This window comes from Enterobacter cloacae complex sp. 2021EL-01169 (genome assembly GCF_020733125.1).
In the GTDB taxonomy this organism is placed as follows: domain Bacteria; phylum Pseudomonadota; class Gammaproteobacteria; order Enterobacterales; family Enterobacteriaceae; genus Enterobacter; species Enterobacter roggenkampii.
Genome location: NZ_JAJFTC010000022.1, coordinates 1 through 17,555 on the forward strand (window position 1 = coordinate 1; position 17,555 = coordinate 17,555).

At 55.6% G+C, this 17,555-nt stretch carries 20 protein-coding genes; 7 read left to right on the forward strand and 13 right to left on the reverse strand.

Translation table 11 applies throughout. The features are described 5' to 3' along the window. Positions 1-237 precede the first annotated feature (237 nt). Both LLF79_RS24935 and LLF79_RS24940 read right to left on the reverse strand, forming a co-directional pair. Complete coding sequence (locus LLF79_RS24935; protein ID WP_227880556.1) at positions 238-699, reverse strand: GNAT family N-acetyltransferase; 462 nt, start codon at positions 697-699, stop codon at positions 238-240. A gap of 63 nt (positions 700-762) precedes the next feature. Continuing rightward, a complete protein-coding gene (locus LLF79_RS24940; RefSeq protein WP_227880558.1) occupies positions 763-1,365 on the reverse strand; it encodes an XRE family transcriptional regulator in 603 nt (200 codons plus the stop codon). A 43-nt stretch (positions 1,366-1,408) separates the two neighbouring features. On the opposite strand from LLF79_RS24940, the gene LLF79_RS24945 reads away from it, so the two are divergent. Together LLF79_RS24945 and LLF79_RS24950 are read left to right on the forward strand one after the other, a co-directional pair. Further along, positions 1,409-2,104, forward strand: coding sequence for a B3/4 domain-containing protein (locus tag LLF79_RS24945; protein ID WP_227880560.1), 696 nt, complete (start codon positions 1,409-1,411; stop codon positions 2,102-2,104). Positions 2,105-2,125: 21 nt separating this feature from the next. After that, positions 2,126-3,019, forward strand: a complete 894-nt coding sequence (locus LLF79_RS24950) for a dihydrodipicolinate synthase family protein (RefSeq protein ID WP_227880562.1) — start codon at positions 2,126-2,128, stop codon at positions 3,017-3,019. Between the two features lie 45 nt (positions 3,020-3,064). Here LLF79_RS24950 and LLF79_RS24955 read toward each other — a convergent pair whose 3' ends face one another. The 3 genes from LLF79_RS24955 to LLF79_RS24965 form a co-directional block, all read right to left on the reverse strand. Beyond that, the gene (locus LLF79_RS24955) at positions 3,065-3,502 is read right to left on the reverse strand and encodes a VOC family protein (RefSeq protein ID WP_072050282.1); all 438 of its coding nucleotides are present in this window, start codon (positions 3,500-3,502) and stop codon (positions 3,065-3,067) included. 13 nt (positions 3,503-3,515) lie between these two features. Beyond that, positions 3,516-3,953 (reverse strand): VOC family protein, encoded by a 438-nt coding sequence (locus LLF79_RS24960; RefSeq protein ID WP_025911323.1) that lies wholly within the window; start codon positions 3,951-3,953, stop codon positions 3,516-3,518. 79 nt (positions 3,954-4,032) lie between these two features. After that, positions 4,033-5,193, reverse strand: a complete 1,161-nt coding sequence (locus tag LLF79_RS24965; protein WP_227880563.1) for an MFS transporter — start codon at positions 5,191-5,193, stop codon at positions 4,033-4,035. Positions 5,194-5,323: 130 nt separating this feature from the next. On the opposite strand from LLF79_RS24965, the gene LLF79_RS24970 reads away from it, so the two are divergent. Continuing rightward, positions 5,324-5,860 (forward strand): MarR family winged helix-turn-helix transcriptional regulator, encoded by a 537-nt coding sequence (locus LLF79_RS24970; RefSeq protein ID WP_047748977.1) that lies wholly within the window; start codon positions 5,324-5,326, stop codon positions 5,858-5,860. Positions 5,861-5,884: 24 nt separating this feature from the next. Beyond that, the gene (locus LLF79_RS24975) at positions 5,885-6,808 is read left to right on the forward strand and encodes a LysR substrate-binding domain-containing protein (protein ID WP_025911317.1); all 924 of its coding nucleotides are present in this window, start codon (positions 5,885-5,887) and stop codon (positions 6,806-6,808) included. A 47-nt stretch (positions 6,809-6,855) separates the two neighbouring features. Here LLF79_RS24975 and LLF79_RS24980 read toward each other — a convergent pair whose 3' ends face one another. Beyond that, positions 6,856-7,326, reverse strand: a complete 471-nt coding sequence (locus tag LLF79_RS24980; protein ID WP_087855467.1) for a hypothetical protein — start codon at positions 7,324-7,326, stop codon at positions 6,856-6,858. 250 nt (positions 7,327-7,576) lie between these two features. Here LLF79_RS24980 and LLF79_RS24985 point away from each other — a divergent pair, with 250 nt between their 5' ends. Together LLF79_RS24985 and LLF79_RS24990 are read left to right on the forward strand one after the other, a co-directional pair. After that, a complete protein-coding gene (locus tag LLF79_RS24985; protein WP_045353922.1) occupies positions 7,577-8,254 on the forward strand; it encodes a DUF1963 domain-containing protein in 678 nt (225 codons plus the stop codon). Between the two features lie 140 nt (positions 8,255-8,394). Then, a complete protein-coding gene (locus LLF79_RS24990; protein WP_008502351.1) occupies positions 8,395-8,871 on the forward strand; it encodes a WbuC family cupin fold metalloprotein in 477 nt (158 codons plus the stop codon). A gap of 65 nt (positions 8,872-8,936) precedes the next feature. On the opposite strand, the gene LLF79_RS24995 is transcribed toward LLF79_RS24990, so the two are convergent. Beyond that, entirely contained in the window at positions 8,937-9,479 is a 543-nt protein-coding gene (locus LLF79_RS24995) for a cysteine hydrolase family protein (RefSeq protein WP_227880564.1), read from the reverse strand. Positions 9,480-9,881: 402 nt separating this feature from the next. Here LLF79_RS24995 and LLF79_RS25000 point away from each other — a divergent pair, with 402 nt between their 5' ends. Next, complete coding sequence (locus LLF79_RS25000; RefSeq protein WP_023292509.1) at positions 9,882-10,184, forward strand: hypothetical protein; 303 nt, start codon at positions 9,882-9,884, stop codon at positions 10,182-10,184. Between the two features lie 114 nt (positions 10,185-10,298). Here LLF79_RS25000 and LLF79_RS25005 read toward each other — a convergent pair whose 3' ends face one another. The 6 genes from LLF79_RS25005 to LLF79_RS25030 form a co-directional block, all read right to left on the reverse strand. Continuing rightward, positions 10,299-10,898, reverse strand: a complete 600-nt coding sequence (locus LLF79_RS25005) for an NAD(P)H-dependent oxidoreductase (RefSeq protein WP_023292508.1) — start codon at positions 10,896-10,898, stop codon at positions 10,299-10,301. A gap of 74 nt (positions 10,899-10,972) precedes the next feature. Next, on the reverse strand, positions 10,973-11,566 hold the full coding sequence (locus LLF79_RS25010; RefSeq protein WP_008502347.1) for a TetR/AcrR family transcriptional regulator: 594 nt from the start codon (positions 11,564-11,566) through the stop codon (positions 10,973-10,975). A 34-nt stretch (positions 11,567-11,600) separates the two neighbouring features. Then, positions 11,601-14,690 carry an efflux RND transporter permease subunit gene (locus LLF79_RS25015; protein WP_227880566.1) on the reverse strand — a complete coding sequence of 1,030 codons (3,090 nt, stop codon included), beginning with the start codon at positions 14,688-14,690 and terminating at the stop codon, positions 11,601-11,603. Next, positions 14,687-15,796: an efflux RND transporter periplasmic adaptor subunit gene (locus LLF79_RS25020; protein WP_063435512.1), complete on the reverse strand. Its 1,110-nt coding sequence runs from the start codon at positions 15,794-15,796 to the stop codon at positions 14,687-14,689. Before LLF79_RS25020 ends, LLF79_RS25015 begins: the two co-directional genes overlap by 4 nt. A 74-nt stretch (positions 15,797-15,870) precedes the next feature. After that, complete coding sequence (locus LLF79_RS25025) at positions 15,871-16,485, reverse strand: TetR/AcrR family transcriptional regulator (protein ID WP_031275020.1); 615 nt, start codon at positions 16,483-16,485, stop codon at positions 15,871-15,873. A 133-nt stretch (positions 16,486-16,618) separates the two neighbouring features. Continuing rightward, positions 16,619-17,530, reverse strand: a complete 912-nt coding sequence (locus LLF79_RS25030; RefSeq protein WP_227880570.1) for a LysR family transcriptional regulator — start codon at positions 17,528-17,530, stop codon at positions 16,619-16,621. Between the last annotated feature and the right edge of the window lie 25 nt (positions 17,531-17,555).

Consider the following 17,555-nt stretch of genomic DNA (forward strand, 5'->3'; position numbering starts at 1 on the left):
TTTATTTAATCGTATGATTCTAATTTTATTAAATAAAGTAAGTTTCTGCATTGGTTTATCAAGAATGGTTGATCATATAAAACCACTACTTAGACCAAAAAGTGATCAGTAGTTTTCACACAGCCTGTGCCAGAAGCGGATGTCGTAAGATTCGTTAGGCTAAAAGAGCAAATTCTTCTGCATCAGAGTGACAGGCCCTGCGGATTCACATTTATCATTACTCTCTGAAAAGTACTTTTATTTTTGCCCGGGGTTACGATAAATATCGGGTCGATTGATTTGCCAGACAAAATCTGGTCGGTTCAATGGGTTATACCCCAGCTTCTGGTATAACCATGGCGCGCTGTCGGTTACCAGCATTATCCGTCGCAGACGTGACAACAATGGATGGGCATGACAGCATTCAATCAGCCAACGTCCAAGACCACTTTTCTGATAATCGTTCAGCACGTAGACGTCACACAAATAACCAAAAGTGGCATAGTCTGTGACCAGACGGGCGAAGCCGATTTGTCTTGTTCCATCCAGGAGCGCGAAACAAAGGCTGTTCTGGATTGATATCCTGACCGTTTCAGCATCAATACCAGGAGCCCAGGACGATTGCGAGAGGTAATCGTGAATGGTTTCCAGCTGAAAAAAACTGGGATCGGTTGTGACAATAAATTTGTCTTTGGTAAAACGCAGATGCTGATTATTCACCGAACTTCTCCTTTTGGGCTACTTGTGATGAGGCACAGGGTTGTCCTCTATGCCGGGGAATGCTCAGGATGCTTTTTCAAATACTGTCATGATAAATACCAGCGGGTTCTCCCCCTGGTTTTCATAGAAATGAGGAACGTCCGTTCTGGCGGTAGCCGAACAGCCAGTATTTACCCGATACACGTGTTCCTGAACGCCGAGTGTGAGCGTGCCCGACTGCACATAAAACAGTTCAAGCGTACCTTCCGTGTGGCCGGGGGACGCAAACTTTTCCCCCGGCTGCATTTCCCACATCCAGAGCTCGGTCATATCAGGGCCACCTGACCCTGCGAGCAATCTTGCTCTCCCGCCTTTTTCACCTTCCCACAATTCTGGGATCTCATCTTCAGCAATGAGATGCACGGTCGGTTTTGAACTGACATCCACAAAGTCAGCCACCGAAACCCCCATTGCGGCAGCCAGGCGGCATAACAGGGCAATGCTGGGATTCGCCCGGCATCCCTCTATCTCAACCAGCGCTCCCTTGCTGACGCCTGCCCGACGGGAGAGTTCATCGAGGGATATCTTCTTATGCTTACGATAGAGTTTAATTCGCTGAGATACGGCTTCATTCACAGTGTTGACGATAGCGTTTGCATCGGTCATTAAATTGACTTTTTTGGTCATTGGTCATTATCATGGAATAAATTGGTCATTACAGGATTATCACGTGCTAACAGTATCTCCGTCAATTACCCCTGAAATTTATCGTATTGCTCCCGGTTTTCGTGCACTGAGCATTTGCGTAAAAGCTGCGCCAGTGCTTAATCCCGACGCTGGAGAAACGGCGCTGCGTGAAGCCTGTGAAGCCGTTCTGGCCGGTGAACCAGATTGGGCGGACTCTCATCTGGCGGCATGGGCCGACGTTTTTCAAAAGTTTGGTGCTAAACCTAAACGCACCCCTTGCTCAGCAGATGCGTTACGCAAGCGCGTGTTACGTGACGGAACGATGCCAGCGCTCGATCCTATCGTTGATCTTTATAATGCCGTTAGTCTCCGCTATGCCGTTCCGGTTGGTGGAGAGAATCTCTCTGCCTATCAGGGGGCGCCGCGTCTGACTATGGCAAAAGGAACAGAGCCTTTTGATACCGTCAAAGAGGGAGAGGCCACCGTTGAGTATCCTTCACAAGGCGAGGTTATCTGGTGTGATGATATCGGCGTGACCTGCCGTCGCTGGAACTGGCGACAGGGGATCAGAACCCGCTTAGGCGTGGAGGCTCAGCAAATGTGGTTCATTCTGGAGAGTCTCCCGCAGATGCCGCTGGATAGACTTCACGAAGCCGGGAAGATGCTGACCGACGGCCTGGAAAAAATGATGCCCGGTCTGTGGTTTGAAGTTGCTCTCATCGAAGAACAACAGCTGTAATACCCTTCAGGAGAAACAGTTATGTTTACCGGTTTGTCGGCGTTTCCATTAACCCCAGTCACTACCCGCGGCGTGGATGAAAAGGGTTTTAGCCATATTCTTTCCCGTCTTACAGACGCTCGGGTTGATTCTATGGGCATCCTGGGGTCAACCGGAAGCTACGCCTATCTGACCCGGGAGCAGCGCAAGCGCGTAGCAACGTTGGCTAAACAGCATGCAGGGAACATCCCCGTTATGGTGTGTGTGGGAGCGGTCAGTACCGATGCCATTCTGCATCTGGCAGAGGATGCACAGGCAGCTGGTGCGAATGCGCTGTTACTCCCGGCGGTCAGCTACCAGCCACTCCGTGACGAAGAAGTCTTTTCACTCTTTGAGACCGTTACCCGGCACGCGTCTGTACCGGTGTGTATCTATGATAATCCGGGCACTACGCATTTTACCTTTACGGATGAACTCCACGGTCGTCTCTCCTCACTTGAGGGGGTTCGCTCGGTCAAGATCCCTGGCGTCCCGGATAGCCCCGCTGCAGCGATTGAAAGGGTGAATGCGTTACGTCAACATTTGCGCCCTGGCGTAACAATCGGTATTAGTGGCGACGCTTATGCGGGGCTGGGATTAAACGCCGGTTGTGAAGTGTGGTATTCCTTGTGTGGCGGTCTGTTCCCTGAGATGGCGAAACAAATCACCGAAGCTGCGGCGGCAAACGATCGTCAACGCGTTACAGCCCTGACAACCCGCCTTGAGCCGTTGTGGTCGCTGTTCCGTAAACATGGCGGAAGTATTCGCGTTATTGCCGCTGCGGCTGGCGTGCTTGGGCTTACCGACATGGATTGCCTGCCTCGCCCTCTGCAACCGTTGTCAGCTGGCGACATCGCGGATATTGCCCATGTAATAAGCACGCTGGAGCTGAAGTGATCTCCGCAGGACTGGGTGTCTACCGGTCCTTATCGCAAAATTTTATTAGTGAAGTGACTCTTCTTCGCCTGATAGCTTATCTGCATCAGGAGAATAATGCTGGCAAACGCACGCCAGTTTATGCCCGTCAGGATCGCGCAGATAGGCAACATAAAAATCGGGGCCGTAGGCGGTTCGTGTACCGGGCACGCCTTCATCCTTTCCTCCCGCACGGAGGCCCACTGCATGGAAGCGTCTGACAATTTCCGCGCTATCGGCTCTGAATGCGAACATTGTCCCGTTTCCCGCCGTCGCGGGTTGCTGGTCAAAAGGAGGACAAATGCAGAAGCTAAATTCGTCATCCGGATGATTTTCGTTTCCCCACATTGCCCAGCTATCAGTCCAGGCGGGCAGACGTGAATAGCCCAGCACGTTAAAAATAGCGTCATAAAAGTTCACGGCGCGCTGAAAGTCATTTGTCCCTATCGTGATATAAGCCAGCACCTTATAACATCCTCTATCCACGCAGCCACGGCGTAACTGTTAGTCCGGTCAGCAAACCTTCCGGGCTGAGCAGGCGAGTAACGGTTTGCCCCCACGGTTCCGTGCGGTTGGCGACCAACAACCGATAGCCTTTTTCACTCAGAACACGGGTAGCGGAATCGAGATCCTGCACCTCGTATTCAATCCATCCCTGCGGTATCGGATGCTCCACGGGCCACTCCGATTCACCAAAACAGGACGTTGCCGCCTGTGACAGCGGCCAGACGGCAAAATGCTTCACGCCCGGTAAGCGTCCCTCTTCAGTGAGCAGATAATCGGCATTGCCCTCCATCGGCTTCAGCGGCAGACCGAGTGTCTGGATATAAAACGCGGTGCTGGACGCTGTATCCTGTGAAATGGGCCCGAACCCGGCGACGAACATGACATCAATTCCCGGTAACGTCTGCGACATATCCACTCCTTAATAGCCTGAAATGATGGAATTTAGCGTAGAGCTGTCTGAAATACGACTCTCATTTCTGGTACCGCATTCACCGCGCCTGCACGTTCACGGCGGGTTTGAAAGTGAACGCGATAGCGATCAACAGCACGACTCCCGCACTCATCACCAGCCATGCGCTGTTCAGCGAGACCGAACTGTCGCGAACGATCCCGGCAACTAGCGGCATGAGCGCGGCGATCATATATCCTCCTCCCTGAACTTTAGACAGTAACTTCCCGGCCTGCGCGGGCGTTCGCGCATGATCGAACGTGACGATAAGCGACAGCGGGAAGAGGGCGCCGATACCGATGCCAAGCAGCAAGGTTGATAAGACCGGCGTCGTACCTGGAGAGAAGACCAGACACAGTAATCCCGCCAGCAGCAGTAACAGTACAGTTATCAGCGGAACACGGCGGTCGGGGAATTTACCGATCAGCGCGGAGACGGCAAACCCGGCGGCCACCTCGGTTAAGGTCAGCCAGGCCAGCATATAGCCGCTGCTGCGTGCGGACCATCCTGCCTGAATATAGAGCGGGGGCAGCCAGGCTAAGACCAGCGTGTAGGCACCCGTCCCCACGCCGAAAAAGAGCAGAAGGAGTCCAGTCCGGGAGGAAGAGAGCGTAACGGATTCATGTGCTGTTTGTTCCCCTTGAGGCTGCTTAACCAGGGGCAACCACAGCATCAGCGCCAGCAGCGCGAGCACGCCTGCCATAGCCAGCGCGGGCTTGAGCGTGAGCCATGAAAACAGCGGCTCGGCGCTGGCGGCGGCGACTGCCGCACCGGCCATAATGCCCGTGCTGAATAGCGACATGATCGTGCTGGCCGTTTGCGTATACGCCTTTTTTATTAGGGCAGGCATTAACGCCTGGATCGTGCCGATGCTGGCCCCGCCCAGTAACGCGGTGCCCATCAAGCCCGTCAGCGAGGTGCTAAAACCGCGTAATGAACAGGCTACCAGCAGGATGAACAGCCCGAGCATAATTCCCCTGACGGCACCTGCCCTGGCTAAAAGCCAGGGGCCACACAGGGCAGCCAGTCCCATCATCGCCACCGGCAGGGTCGTCAGCAGGCTGAATTGCGTCGCGGTCAGCCCTGCTTCGCGCTGCAGCACGGAGAACAGGGGGCCAACCGAGGCCAGAATGGGGCGCAGGTTCAGCCCGACGATAAAAGCGATAATAGCGAAGAGTAACGGTGACGTGCGTTTCAACATGGCATCCTTTTCGGGTGTGAATGGCCCGGGCAAATTGCCGCGAGCATTTATCTTAACGTTAAGATAAAATCTGTTTTAGTGTAAGATGTACCGCACAACTCGATAAATTCCCACGCCATACGGGGTGAAGATGAAAGACCATGTAGACTTCGTTGTCGGCCAGTGGAGCCGCGCCATGCCCGAGCTGGACGCCTCGTCGATGAAAATTTTTGGCCGAATGCTCAGGCTGATGAAGCACCTGGGAAAAGAACGCGCGCTGGCCATGGCGCCGTTTGGCTTTCGCGAGGGCGAGTTTGACGTCCTCGCCACGCTGCGCCGCGCCGGGGAGCCGTACTGCCTTTCGCCCACGCAGCTGTATACATCCCTGTTGATCACCTCAGGGGCGATGACGAACCGGCTCAACCATCTTGAACAGCAAGGCTTTATCAGGCGGATTGCCGATCCCGACGACAAGCGCAGCTCGCTCGTCAGCCTGACGCCGCACGGGCAGGAGCGTATCGAACAGGCGCTGCTCGTACACACGGAAACGCAAAATGCGCTGCTGAGAAACCTCTCTGAGGCGCAACGCGCACAGCTTGAGTCCCTGCTCAGGGTGCTGCTGCTGACGTTTCCGGCTGAGGAATGGGATGAAACGTCATCGAGTGCCGATAATACAAAACCTGCATGATTACACCTGACAAAAAGGGAACATATGTCTTTACCGCCACTGTATGCGCTGCGCGCGTTCGAAGTTGCCGCACGGCTGAACTCCTTTAGCAAAGCGGCTGAAGTCCTGAATATCACGCCGGGGGCGGTCAGCAGGCATGTCCGGACGCTTGAAATGTGGTTTGACTGCGAGCTGTTTAAGCGGCAGGGGCCGAGAGTGGAGGTCAGCGATGCCGGGCGCATTCTGGCCGGGCAGCTTAGCGAAAGTTTCTCGAATATTGAGTGGGCCTGTCGCGCATTCAAAAGTGAAAACCACCTTCTGCGCCTCAAAGCCCCCAGCACCCTGACGATGCGATGGCTCCTTAATGTGCTTAAATCCTTTCGCGAGAACCACGCGAAGCCGAAAATCGAAATCGCCAGCGTCTGGATGGACTTCGACACCGTTGACTTCAGCCGCGAGCCCTACGATTGTGCGATCCTCCTCGGTAACGGCTATTTTGGCGAGTCAACGGAGAGCCGGCTGCTGTTCAGCGAATGGCTTATTCCGGTTTGTACGCCGTCTTTGCTGGAGCCTGCCCGGCAGCAGCTTCCAGAGTGCGATCTTATTCATCCGTCACCGGACAGACGGGACTGGAAGCGCTGGCTGAAAAGGACGGGCTTATTCCCCGGCCTCGACATGGGCGGCGGGATCGTGTTCGACACCCTGGAGCAGGGAAGCCTTGCGGCCATGCACGGACACGGCGTAGCGATGGCGGATCTCCGGCTCACGCTCGACGCGCTGAAAAGCGGCCTTCTCGCGCTGCCCTTCAGGGAGGCGATAGCAACAGGGGACGGTTACTACCTTGTCTGGCCCAAAAATTCGCTCAGAGGACAGAGTATTGAACGGTTGCTGGCCTGGCTTAACCTTAATGCGCCAGTGGTGCCCTCTTTGGATATTGTCTGTCTTGATTTCAATGAAAAGCGGATTTAATAAATAGCGGAATATTAACAGGGAAATATTCCGCACAGTGAACGTATTTATGCGTAGGGAATATTCGCCATCTTTTTATATCTTTCCGGCAGGGCGCTGTTCAGGTTGAGTAATTTATCCAGTATATATAGCGCAGGGGTTCCCTTTGCGCGTTCAGCTTCGATCAGCGCAGAACGTAACAGATTGGTAGCCGATGTCATTTCGCGGAAGTACTCCTCAGATTCAGGCGTCTGAACTTCGCCTGAAGCGGCGTAACGCACCCGGGGCCAGTCCGCGAAGTCCAGAACCGGAAGGATCCCGTCGTCTTTGGGTAAATGCGCAGAGAGCAACTCTTCGGCGTTACCCGGATTGCTTTGGGCGAAAGACAGAAGATGCAGTCGATGAATAAAGGGCGAAAGGACCTCAGCGCTATCGTTTTCTGACGAAAGTAACGTTATTAACGCATGTATATTTTCACCCGCGATGTTTTTTTCAGGTGAGATCATTTTCATTAGATGAAATAAAACATCGAGTGTCATACGTACTCCATATGCATGCAGGTGTATTTATTATTTGAGTTTCGCTCTCTGTTCCAGGTCAGGAAGAGACCGGGAATGAAGGGATGGTATTTCAATGAGATTACGTTTGAAAAACGAGAAATAGTGGGAATCAATGTGAGTTTTACTCAACATAGGTTTTATTATTCAATGAGATTCTCCAGATGTGATGATTAACTTACAATGAACTGCAGAATATCTGTCCGACAAGCGTCTACAGAGGCGAGCAAACATGAGATTAGAGAGTGCGTCAGTTTTAGAAGAACTCCGGACCAGGCTAAGACCCGCATCGGTCGCGCAGGTCGGTGGGTTCCGGCCGCCTGAAGATCCCATTACGTCATGGTTTCTGAAGGGCGTTTCTCGCGCAGATGAAGGATTACCCACCTGGAAGGGCAAACCCATGTTTCCACTTCTTCAGATCAGGGTCGACGAGCTTCCTGTTATTCCTGACCAGTTGAAGGGCATAGCCCTTCTGGTGTTGTTTCACAATGTGGAACAACATCCCTTTGACGAACCGCACGGTGAAGGATGGTTAATTCGCGAGTATGCCAGCCTCGAAGGGCTTCAGCCATTGCCTGAATTGGACACGCCGTATCGGCCGTTTCCAGTTCAATGGCTGAGTGTCATTGACGATGCTCCAGGATGGGAAGATGCCTGGGATATTATTGATCTCTCTTGCGTAAATGATGATGAGCAGGCCAGTGATAGTTTTTTTGAAGATTTCAATCGCTACAGGGGAACCAAGGTAGGGGGATTTCCGACTGAGATACAACACGGTGTGGGAATCGAAGAGTTTGTTTTTCAGGTTGGGTCAGAAGAAAAAGTAAACTGGATGTGGGCGGATAACGGTATCGGTTACTTTCACCGGTCATCAGAAGGGGAATGGCGGTTTTCATGTCAGTTCTACTGATGAGCTTCCTGCCGGGGGATCGACCACTCGCCCGGCAGTGATTTGTTTCACAAATCCCATCGCTCCTCGACCGTTCAGGATGGTATAACGTCCTGCGGCAACCGGATTGCCGCAGACAGCCCACATACCTAAAGGTGTATATGAAACAGATTACTTTCAGTGACCTGCAGCAGCAAAGCGAGCAGGCCGCACATTCTCCTCGCTTACGCGCGCACCGTAATTTACACCCTGACCTGAGCGACCCGGTGCAGCGCCTGGCCATTGCAATGGAACCCGGTACCTATGTCCGCCCCCACCGCCATCCGCACACGTTTGAACTGCTGACGGCGCTGAGCGGCCGCTTTCTGGTGCTGAATTTTGACGACAGCGGCAACGTGACCCGGCGCGTGGTGTTAGGCGAAGAGTGTAAAGTCCTGGAGATGGATGCCGGAACCTGGCATGCCGTGCTGTCGCTGGATAAAGGCGGCGTCATTTTTGAGGTTAAACATGGGGGGTATCAGCCCGTGCCCGAGCATGATACCGCCCCATGGTCACCGGCAGAAAACGAGCCCGGCACCGAGAAGCTGATGCAATGGTATGCTCAGGCACAGGTGGGTGACGGTGGTTTTACCCTGTAATTATTCTCTTATGTGCCCGGCGCGCGAAAAGGCGAGCCGGGTAAAGAGATAAGCGCTCACCTGAGTCAACTCACCGTACTAAAAAGCCAGTCACGAGCAGTCGACAGCGTCACAAACGGGCCTGCCAATGTGTTGTAGTGATGGGCAATAATGTCGCTGGCGGATAAATAGTCATTATCCATTGTGGTATGCGCATCTGAAATTAATACCGTCCTGAAACCCAGCTCCGGCGCGGCCCGGCAGGTCGTATCGACGCAAAACTCTGTTTTCATCCCGGCAATGACCAGCTGTTTGATGCCTCTCTGATTAAGTTCTCGCAGCAATACCGTATCCCGAAAACAGCTGGGATAGCGCTTGGTGAAAACAACGTCCTGCTCCTTCACGTCCAGTTCAGGTATCAGCTGTGTTAACGGCCCCTTTTCTGAGAAGGGGGAGTCGTCCGGCCCAATATGGCGGGCAAAAAAGACGGGTACCTGCGCGTCTCGGGCGTTGGCGATTAACAAGCGGATATTGGCCAGAACGGCATCGGCGGAGCGGGGGGAAACCGGGCCCCGAAAGAGGCCCTGCTGCATGTCGATAATCAAGAGAGCATTGTCAGATGAAACCATTTCCTTTCTCCATTCAGAAGGTGGTGAACGGAGAAACATTTCCCCGTCCATGCCGGCGGGGGATTGAGGTTCTGTTTGTCAGTCGTTCACTACAGACACGCTCGCACCGCCGAAGGTTCCGGTGGTGGTGAGGGGGGCTGTTGGCTGAACTGACGTAAACATGTTATGACCTTCGCTGATATATCTTTTAAACCATATCCGGACGAGCCGTTAAACTTTAAAAATTTGCTGCCGATAGTTCTTTTCAATACCATCAATATGCATGTAAAGATGAACAAAATCATATCAGCATATTTGGTAGTTGCGTATTTGTCGGCTCGACTTATTGCACAATCCAACTGTGCGAGAGACTGGATAAAAACCGTTGTGTTTCGATAAAAAAATCACAAAAAGGATGTGCGTATGTTGAAAAGATTAGTCGCGGGACAGATGAGCTTACCGATGACTTTCTGGGGATGGGGAATTTGCGGTAATTTTCTACTGGGTCTCATTGGGCTTGCTGGAGTGCAGACCGGTCACCCGGCCATGGTGCCGCTTTCCTATATACTCAAAGCCATTCTGTTCAGTGCTGTACTTTCCGGCATAACTTTCATTCTGCGTCGAAAAATCACGGTATTGGGTGGGATCGCTTTTTTTATTATCTTGATTCAGGTGGTTATGAGTGTAGTGATGACGATTGGCCTTTCCTCGTTATTTTTTGAATAATCACAAGAAAGAGCGTTCCGGTTTGCCAGCAGGATCCCTGACGGTTAGTAACATCGAGAACTCGTGCCTCCTTATGGCGAAGGAGGCACGCCGTTGCTGGCTGGATAGCCGATATTATTTTAGGTTGCCGATCTCGCTCAGGAATTCGTCAACCTGCTCGGGCGTCGCCGTGTCTGCCTGGTAAAGGATATCGAGCTTAACGTTCTTCAACCCGCAGAAGCCAAATACCCCTTCGATTATCTGTGTCTGAATCGCCGTCGAGTAGCCGTGTTTGTCGAACCCGGTAAGATCGCTCCCGCCAGTGGCAATCAGGCGGACGGGAACATCCCGTAAGTTGCCCACAATCCGGCCGTCGTCGGCCACCTTATACGCCCAGTTCAGGGTTAACACGCGATCGAACCAGCCTTTCAACAGCGCGGGAACCGACCACCAGTACACCGGGAAGACGAATACCAGCATATCCGCGCGCTCGACGCGCTGTTGCTCGCGCAGAATATCGTCGGGGAGGGCGCTCGGATCGCCGTGATACAAATCGAGATCGGCGCGGGTCATCGACGGATTAAACCCTTCAGCATGCAGATCGGCGATCTCAACCTGCGTACCTTCCTCGCGTAATTTCCCGGCAATGCGGGCTGCCAGCGTATGGGATAACGAATTGTCGATCGGGTGTGCCGTCACGATCAGCGCGTTTTTAATGGCATGTGTTGCAGACATAGCGACCTCCAGATGGGGGAGAAGTGACGCCTATATTACTATTGGTAACTTAGGTGTCAATCCGCCCCCGGCGATCATTTTGTGCTATTCGCGTAGGTCTCCAGCACCCCGGTCATGGCGCCGCAGAGCATATCTTCTGCCACATTTCGGGCGAGCACGCCGTTGCCCGCCGCGGTGCTGAGCGCCTCCGCCGCGCCAATGATGGCCGTCAGTACCGCTTCTCCCTGAACGCCTTTTAAGACGATAAAAGGAGAAAGCGCGGTGCGCAGGCAGTCGGCACATTCGGCCACGCACGCTTCCCGAAACGTCTGCAGCGCGCGAGAACCGGACAGCGCCGCGGCGATTGGCCCGGTTTCAGGACCGGCGGCAATCGCACAGTCGATATAGGCCGCGCTGAAAAAGCGGATCGTCTTCTCCAGCGTTTTGCTGTCCACCGCCAGCGTCTCGCGGAATTTTGCCAGCTGCCGATCGCTATAATCCTGGTACAGCGCCATCAATAGCCCTTCACGATCGCCAAAGTGGTCGTAGGGGATGGGCTTGGTCACGTTAGCCCGTTCTGCCAGATAGCCAAGGGTCAACGCCTCCGTGCCTTGCTGACGCACGATTCCACGCGCAACCTCCAGCAGCTGCACGCGGCGGTCCTCTTTTCTTAAGCGCTTAACAACCATGCTTGCCTCAGGTCAGTTATCTACTGATGGTAGTTTACACGCTTTCCGTGGCAGGCTGCACGCGTTGTTCAACCGGGCGGATCCGGAACCAGATCGCATACATCGCGGGCAGGAAGACGAGGGTAACGATCGTCCCGCCCAGCGTTCCGCCGATCAGCGTCCAGGCCAGCGTGCCCCAGAACACCGAATGCGTCAGGGGAATGAACGCCAGGACGGCCGCCATGGCGGTGAGTAAGACCGGTCGCGCTCGCTGGACCGTCGCCTCGACCACCGCCTGGAACGGATCGAGGCCGTCCTTCTGGTTATGATCGATTTGGCCGATCAGGATCAGCGTATTGCGCATCAGAATGCCGGAGAGGGCGATCAGGCCGACCAGCGCGTTGATGCCAAACGGCTGATTAAATATCAGCAGGGTCGGCACGACGCCAATCAGCCCCAGCGGCGCGGTTAAGAACACCATGACCATCGCGGAGAGTGAGCGCACCTGCAAAATGATGATCAGCAGCGTCAGGGCAATCATGATCGGGAACAGCGGTAACATGGCCTGCGTGGCTTTGCCCGACTCCTCAATCGACCCCGCCATGTCAATGCGGTAGCCGGCCGGCAGCGAATCAACGATCGGCTGGAGCTGCTTCATGATGGCGACCGACACGTCCGGCGGCTGAAGATTGTCGGCGATATCGCCCCGTACGGTAATCGTGGGGGTGCGATCGCGGCGGCGCAGGATCGGGTCTTCCATGCCGACCTCTATCTTGCCAATTTGAGACAGCGGCACGCGCTGTCCCGCATTGCCGACCAGGGTAAAGCCTTCGATTTTTGCCGGGTCAAGGCGGATATCTCCCGCCGCGCGGGCAACGACGTCTACCGATCGAATATCTTCCCGCACGGAGGTGACAGGCACGCCTGAGAGCAGGAACTGAAGCTGCCCGGCAACGGCGCTGGAGGTTAAGCCGGTCGCCTGCAGGCGGTTCTGATCGAGAGTGAAATGGAGCACCGGAACGCGCGAGCCCCAGTCGGTGTTAACGGTTCGCATCATCGGGCTTGCCTGAAGCACGGCTTTCACCCGTTCGGCGATGTCCTGCACCTGTTTGACATCCGGCCCCGACACGCGCCAGGCAACCGGGAAAGGCGAGTAGGGGCCAAACACCAGCTGCGTCACCCGCACGCGGGCTTCGGGCGCAAGGCCGCTGGCGACGGCCTCCCTGAGCCTGAACTTGAGCGCCTCGCGTGACGTCTCGCTGTCCGTCAGGATCACGATTTTCGCAAAAGAGGGATCGGGCAGCTCGGGGGCCATTGCCAGATAGAAACGGGGCGAGCCCTGACCAATATAGGCCGTGACGATTTTGGCTTCCGGCTGCTTGCCCAGCCACGCTTCTATTTTTGCGGTAGCGGCGCTGGTTTGCGCAATCGAGGTGCCATAGGGCATCTGCACTTCAACCAGCACTTCCGGGCGATCGGAGGTCGGGAAGAACTGTTTTTTTACCAGCCCCATGCCGAGCACGGCCAGAATGAAAATGGCGACCACGGACCCGGCCACGCGCCACTTTCTGGCGATAACGCGGCCAAGCAGCTGGCGAAAGCGGTTATAGCGAGGCGTGTTATAAATGGCGGCATGGCCGCCTTCCACTTTGGGGATCGCGGGCAGGATCTTCACCCCCAGATACGGCGTGAACACCACCGCAACAAACCATGAGGCAATCAGGGCGAGGCCGACAATCCAGAACATATTGCTGGTGTATTCCCCGGCGGTCGACTGGGCAAACCCATTCGGCATAAAGCCAATCGCCGTCACCAGGGTACCGGCCAGCATCGGCGCGGCGGTGTGGCTCCAGGCGTAGGCCGAGGCTTTGATTCTGTCGTAACCTTCCTCCATCTTCACCACCATCATTTCGATGGCGATAATGGCATCGTCAACCAGCAGGCCGAGGGCGAGGATCAGGGAGCCCAGCGTGACGCGGTCAAAGTTTATTCCCGCAGCCTCCATCACCACGAAGACGACCGCCAGCGTCAGCGGCACCGCCGCCGCAACCACCACCCCCACGCGCCAGCCCATGCTGACAAAACAGACCACCATGACCACAAGCAGGGCGACGAAGAATTTGATCATAAACTCATCGACCGAGGAGCGGATATTCACGGACTGGTCGGTGACTTTGGTCAGGGTCATGCCAAGCGGCAGGCTATCGTTGATTTTCGCCGTCTCCGCATCCAGCGCTTTACCCAGCGCCAGGCCGTTCCAGCCCTCACGCATGACAACGCCCAGCAGCAGGGCGGGTTCATGCTGATTGCGTATCAGCATCGTCGGGGGATCTTCATAGCCTCGTTCAACCGTTGCCACATCCGACAGCGTGAGCGTTTTGCCCTGGGCGACTAAAGGCGTATCGCGGATTTTCTGCAGTTCATCGAACGCGCCGTCCAGGCGGATAAAAATCTGCGCGCCCCGGGTCTCAATGGCGCCCGCCGCGGCCAGGGCATTCTGGCCGTTGAGAGCATTGAAAATATCCTGCGGTGAGAGGCCCATCGTCGCCAGACGGTCATGGGAGAAGGCGATATAAATCCGCTCGGCCTGTTCACCGATGATGTTCACTTTTTTGACCCCTGGAACGTGCAGAAGCTGCTGGCGCAGGCCTTCGGCATCACGTACCAGCTGCCGCTGCGGTTCGCCTTTTGCTTTCAGAGCAAAGAGGGCAAAGGTGACATCCGAGAATTCATCATTGATCATCGGGCCGATGACGCCCGCCGGGAGACGCTGGGATTCATCCCCAAGCTTTTTACGCGCCTGATAGAACTCCTCCTGCACCTCAGAAGGCGGGGTCTTGTCCTGCAACGACAGGGTGATATACGCCATGCCGGGACGGGTATAGGTTTCGGTACGATCATACCATTTGAGTTCCTGCAGGCGCTTTTCCAGCGGCTCCGCGACCTGATCCTGGATCTCCTGCGCGGTCGCACCCGGCCAGACGGCAATCGCCGTCATCTGCTTCACGGTGAAGGGCGGATCTTCCGCGCGCCCGAGCCCAAAAAAGGCGTAAATACCGGCAATCGTCACCAGAACGATCAGAAACAGCGTGACGGAACGCTCGCGGACGGCCAGCGCTGACAGGTTGAAGCGGCTTTGGCTCATGGCGCGTTCTCCGCCGGAGCGGCATGGCGCTGTTCTGCCAGCCTGACAACTTCACCTTCGTGCAGAAGATGGGCGCCTAACGCAACGATCTTCTCCCCGGGCTTCACGCCGCCCGTGACCTGGACCGCATCTTCGCCCACGCTCAGCACCGTAACCGGCGTCCATGTGACCTTTGCCGGCTGGGCGGAAATGCGCCAGACGCCGGGCCCTTTACCCGCATCGTAGAGTGAGGCCAGCGGGACCTGCATGGCCTGACCTTCCGCTTTCGGGTCTTCAAGGCTGAGCGTGACGGTTGCCCCCAGCGGCGCGTTCGCCAGCTGGCCTGCCAGCACGTAGCGTGCTTCATACGTCCGGGTTGCGGCATCCGCGGAATCAGACAGCAGGCGCAACGTGGCGGTGACCGGGTGCTGTTCACGGCCATAAAGCGTGGCCCGTGCTTCGCTGCCGACGGCAGGGCGCAGCGTCTCCGGAAGCTGCACGAGCGCTTCGCGCTGTCCCGCTCTGGCAAGGCGGATCGCCACCTGTCCGGCGCTGACCACCTGACCGGGTTCGGCAAGCGTCTCCATCACCACGCCGTCTGAATCCGCCAGCAGGACGGCATAGCCCGTGGCGTTTTGCGCCACATTGGCCTGCGCCCGGGCGGCGCTGAGATCCGCCCTGGCCGTATCGGCCGCCGCTTTAATCTGATCGTACTCCGCGGCGGACACCGCGCCGGACGCCACCAGACCGCGATAACGCGCCTCATCGCTGGTGGCTTTTCTCGCCCGTGCCTGGGCAGCATCCACCGCGCGCTGCTGCGCCTGAGCCTGTAATTTCAGGTCAACTGGATCCAGACGCAGCAAGGGCTGGCCCTGTTTGACGGTCTGCCCGGTATCCACCAGGCGTTCGAGGATTTTACCCTGAACCCTGAAGCCCAGGTCGCTTTGCGTTCTTGCCACCACCACGCCCGTAAAGGTGCGAGCGGCTGGATTCGCCCTCTCGACGGAGGCGGATCTGACAAGCGGAGGCCTGGTGCGCGGATCGTCACTCGCGGAAATATCGCCGCATGCCGCGAGGGCAAACGGCAGAAGACATATGGCAAGGCGGGCTGAAGTGAGCCTGAGCATGGGAAACCCTTTTGAAGTAACAGGACAGTTTCCGCATTCTGTGATTAGTGACCAATAAAGTCAATGGTCACTAATCAGGGGGCCAGGCTTCTTAAAATCAGTGAGGAGAGAAGTACCGCCGCTGTTGGGGCAGTTTCAAGGTTGTACTGCAGCTGAACGGGGTTAATGTAAGGGCACATCACCATGTAAACGGCACAGGTGACCTCGTCCAGCGGCGTCTTCCTTTCGAACTCTCCAGCCTGTCTGCCTTCGATAATGATGCTCTCAATCAGCTTCAGGAGGCTTTCGGTATACCTTTCCGTCGAAGGCCACTTCTCCCGTGACGCGACGGCGGCGATGTCGTAGAGCTTGCGATCGTGGAAAAACAGCTCGCTGCCGGCCTCGGTGAGCGACTTAAAAAGACGGCGGAGTTTTTCGCTGGCTGACGGCGCATCCTCAATGGCGGAAAGCACGGCCGCCATAATCAGCTCCAGGCGGTTAGCGCAGATCACTTCGCCGATAGCCTGCTTGGAATCGAAGAACTTATAAATGTAGGATTTTGAAAAACCGATAGATTTCGCCAGCTCGGCGACGGTGGTTTTTTCATAGCCGTAATGGCCGAAGTGCTCAAAGGCCGCTTCGACGATTTGCTCTCTGACAGAATGGTCAAGTGGACCACGTATTGATGGGGCGTTCATAGTTTTAGTCATTATGTAAGCTTAGCGTGACGAGCCAGGGTTGGCAACGAGTGACCATTTTGTACTTTGGTTACTGTTGTGCTGTCTTACGTCGTGAAGACGGGACAATCGGCCAGGTGGAGTAAGTGTATCACTGTTTTTTACGTTAATGTTTTTTAAGCCAGTCGAGAAAAAACTGGCTGAACGCCGTAACCTGAAGCGGCTGCAGCTTGCGCTGCGGGTAAACAAGCTGCAGCCCGACATCTTTGCGATCGTAGCGGCTAAAGCCGGTGAAGCTGTCGGCAAACAGCACCGTAAGTCTTCCGGCGTCAACGTCGTCTTTGACGTCCCACCACGATTTCCCGGCGATGCCCGCTCCGCCCAGGGCCCACTGACGAAGCAATGCCCCGTCGTCGCACACCATGGCGGGCTCGACGCGAACAACGCTTTCCTCTCCCTCATGTTCAAAGCGCCATTCGTTCATCACCACGCCCTGAGACTCCAGCGCCAGGCACCGGTGCCGGGCTAGATCGGCAAACGTGGCGGGGATACCGTGGTCGTTAAGATACGCCCCGGAGGCAACCAGCACCCGACGGTTCGGGCGGATGTTTCTGACGACAAGGCTGCTGTCCGGCAAATTGCCGAAGCGCACGCTCATATCCAGCCGGTTAGCGACCAGATCCTCAACGTGTTCTTTTAGCGAGATGTAAAATTTGACGGCAGGATGGTAACGAGAAAATTCAATGACGGCGGGGCTGAGATACTGTCTGCCAAAGTCCGAGGGCGCGGAAAGGCGAATATTGCCGCTGAGCACGCCCTCTTTTTGCGTCAGCAGCGACTCGGCGTGCTGCACCTCTTCCAGCACGCGCAGCGCGGCGTGATAAAACTCTTCGCCTGCGCGGGTCAGGGTGAGGGATCGCGTTGAGCGATGAAACAGGCGCGTCTGGTAACGCTCCTCAATTGCCTTCAGCCTGGCGGTCATCGAGGCAGGAGAAAGCGACAGGCGTCGTCCGGCGGCGGAAAGACTTCCGGCCCTGGCGACTTCCACCAGTAAGGCCATGTCTTCGAGTTTACCCATTATTCATCTTTTCCGAAAAGTGCAT

Excerpts from the sequence above, each read along its gene's own strand:
- LLF79_RS24940 (WP_227880558.1), bottom strand. The coding sequence starts at position 1,365 with ATGACCAAAAAAGTCAATTTAATGACCGATGCAAACGCTATCGTCAAC.
- LLF79_RS24950 (WP_227880562.1), top strand. The coding sequence starts at position 2,126 with ATGTTTACCGGTTTGTCGGCGTTTCCATTAACCCCAGTCACTACCCGC.
- LLF79_RS24960 (WP_025911323.1), bottom strand. The coding sequence starts at position 3,953 with ATGTCGCAGACGTTACCGGGAATTGATGTCATGTTCGTCGCCGGGTTC.
- LLF79_RS24965 (WP_227880563.1), bottom strand. The coding sequence starts at position 5,193 with ATGTTGAAACGCACGTCACCGTTACTCTTCGCTATTATCGCTTTTATC.
- LLF79_RS24970 (WP_047748977.1), top strand. The coding sequence starts at position 5,324 with ATGAAAGACCATGTAGACTTCGTTGTCGGCCAGTGGAGCCGCGCCATG.
- LLF79_RS24975 (WP_025911317.1), top strand. The coding sequence starts at position 5,885 with ATGTCTTTACCGCCACTGTATGCGCTGCGCGCGTTCGAAGTTGCCGCA.
- LLF79_RS24980 (WP_087855467.1), bottom strand. The coding sequence starts at position 7,326 with ATGACACTCGATGTTTTATTTCATCTAATGAAAATGATCTCACCTGAA.
- LLF79_RS24985 (WP_045353922.1), top strand. The coding sequence starts at position 7,577 with ATGAGATTAGAGAGTGCGTCAGTTTTAGAAGAACTCCGGACCAGGCTA.
- LLF79_RS24990 (WP_008502351.1), top strand. The coding sequence starts at position 8,395 with ATGAAACAGATTACTTTCAGTGACCTGCAGCAGCAAAGCGAGCAGGCC.
- LLF79_RS24995 (WP_227880564.1), bottom strand. The coding sequence starts at position 9,479 with ATGGTTTCATCTGACAATGCTCTCTTGATTATCGACATGCAGCAGGGC.
- LLF79_RS25000 (WP_023292509.1), top strand. The coding sequence starts at position 9,882 with ATGTTGAAAAGATTAGTCGCGGGACAGATGAGCTTACCGATGACTTTC.
- LLF79_RS25005 (WP_023292508.1), bottom strand. The coding sequence starts at position 10,898 with ATGTCTGCAACACATGCCATTAAAAACGCGCTGATCGTGACGGCACAC.
- LLF79_RS25010 (WP_008502347.1), bottom strand. The coding sequence starts at position 11,566 with ATGGTTGTTAAGCGCTTAAGAAAAGAGGACCGCCGCGTGCAGCTGCTG.
- LLF79_RS25015 (WP_227880566.1), bottom strand. The coding sequence starts at position 14,690 with ATGAGCCAAAGCCGCTTCAACCTGTCAGCGCTGGCCGTCCGCGAGCGT.
- LLF79_RS25020 (WP_063435512.1), bottom strand. The coding sequence starts at position 15,796 with ATGCTCAGGCTCACTTCAGCCCGCCTTGCCATATGTCTTCTGCCGTTT.
- LLF79_RS25025 (WP_031275020.1), bottom strand. The coding sequence starts at position 16,485 with ATGACTAAAACTATGAACGCCCCATCAATACGTGGTCCACTTGACCAT.
- LLF79_RS25030 (WP_227880570.1), bottom strand. The coding sequence starts at position 17,530 with ATGGGTAAACTCGAAGACATGGCCTTACTGGTGGAAGTCGCCAGGGCC.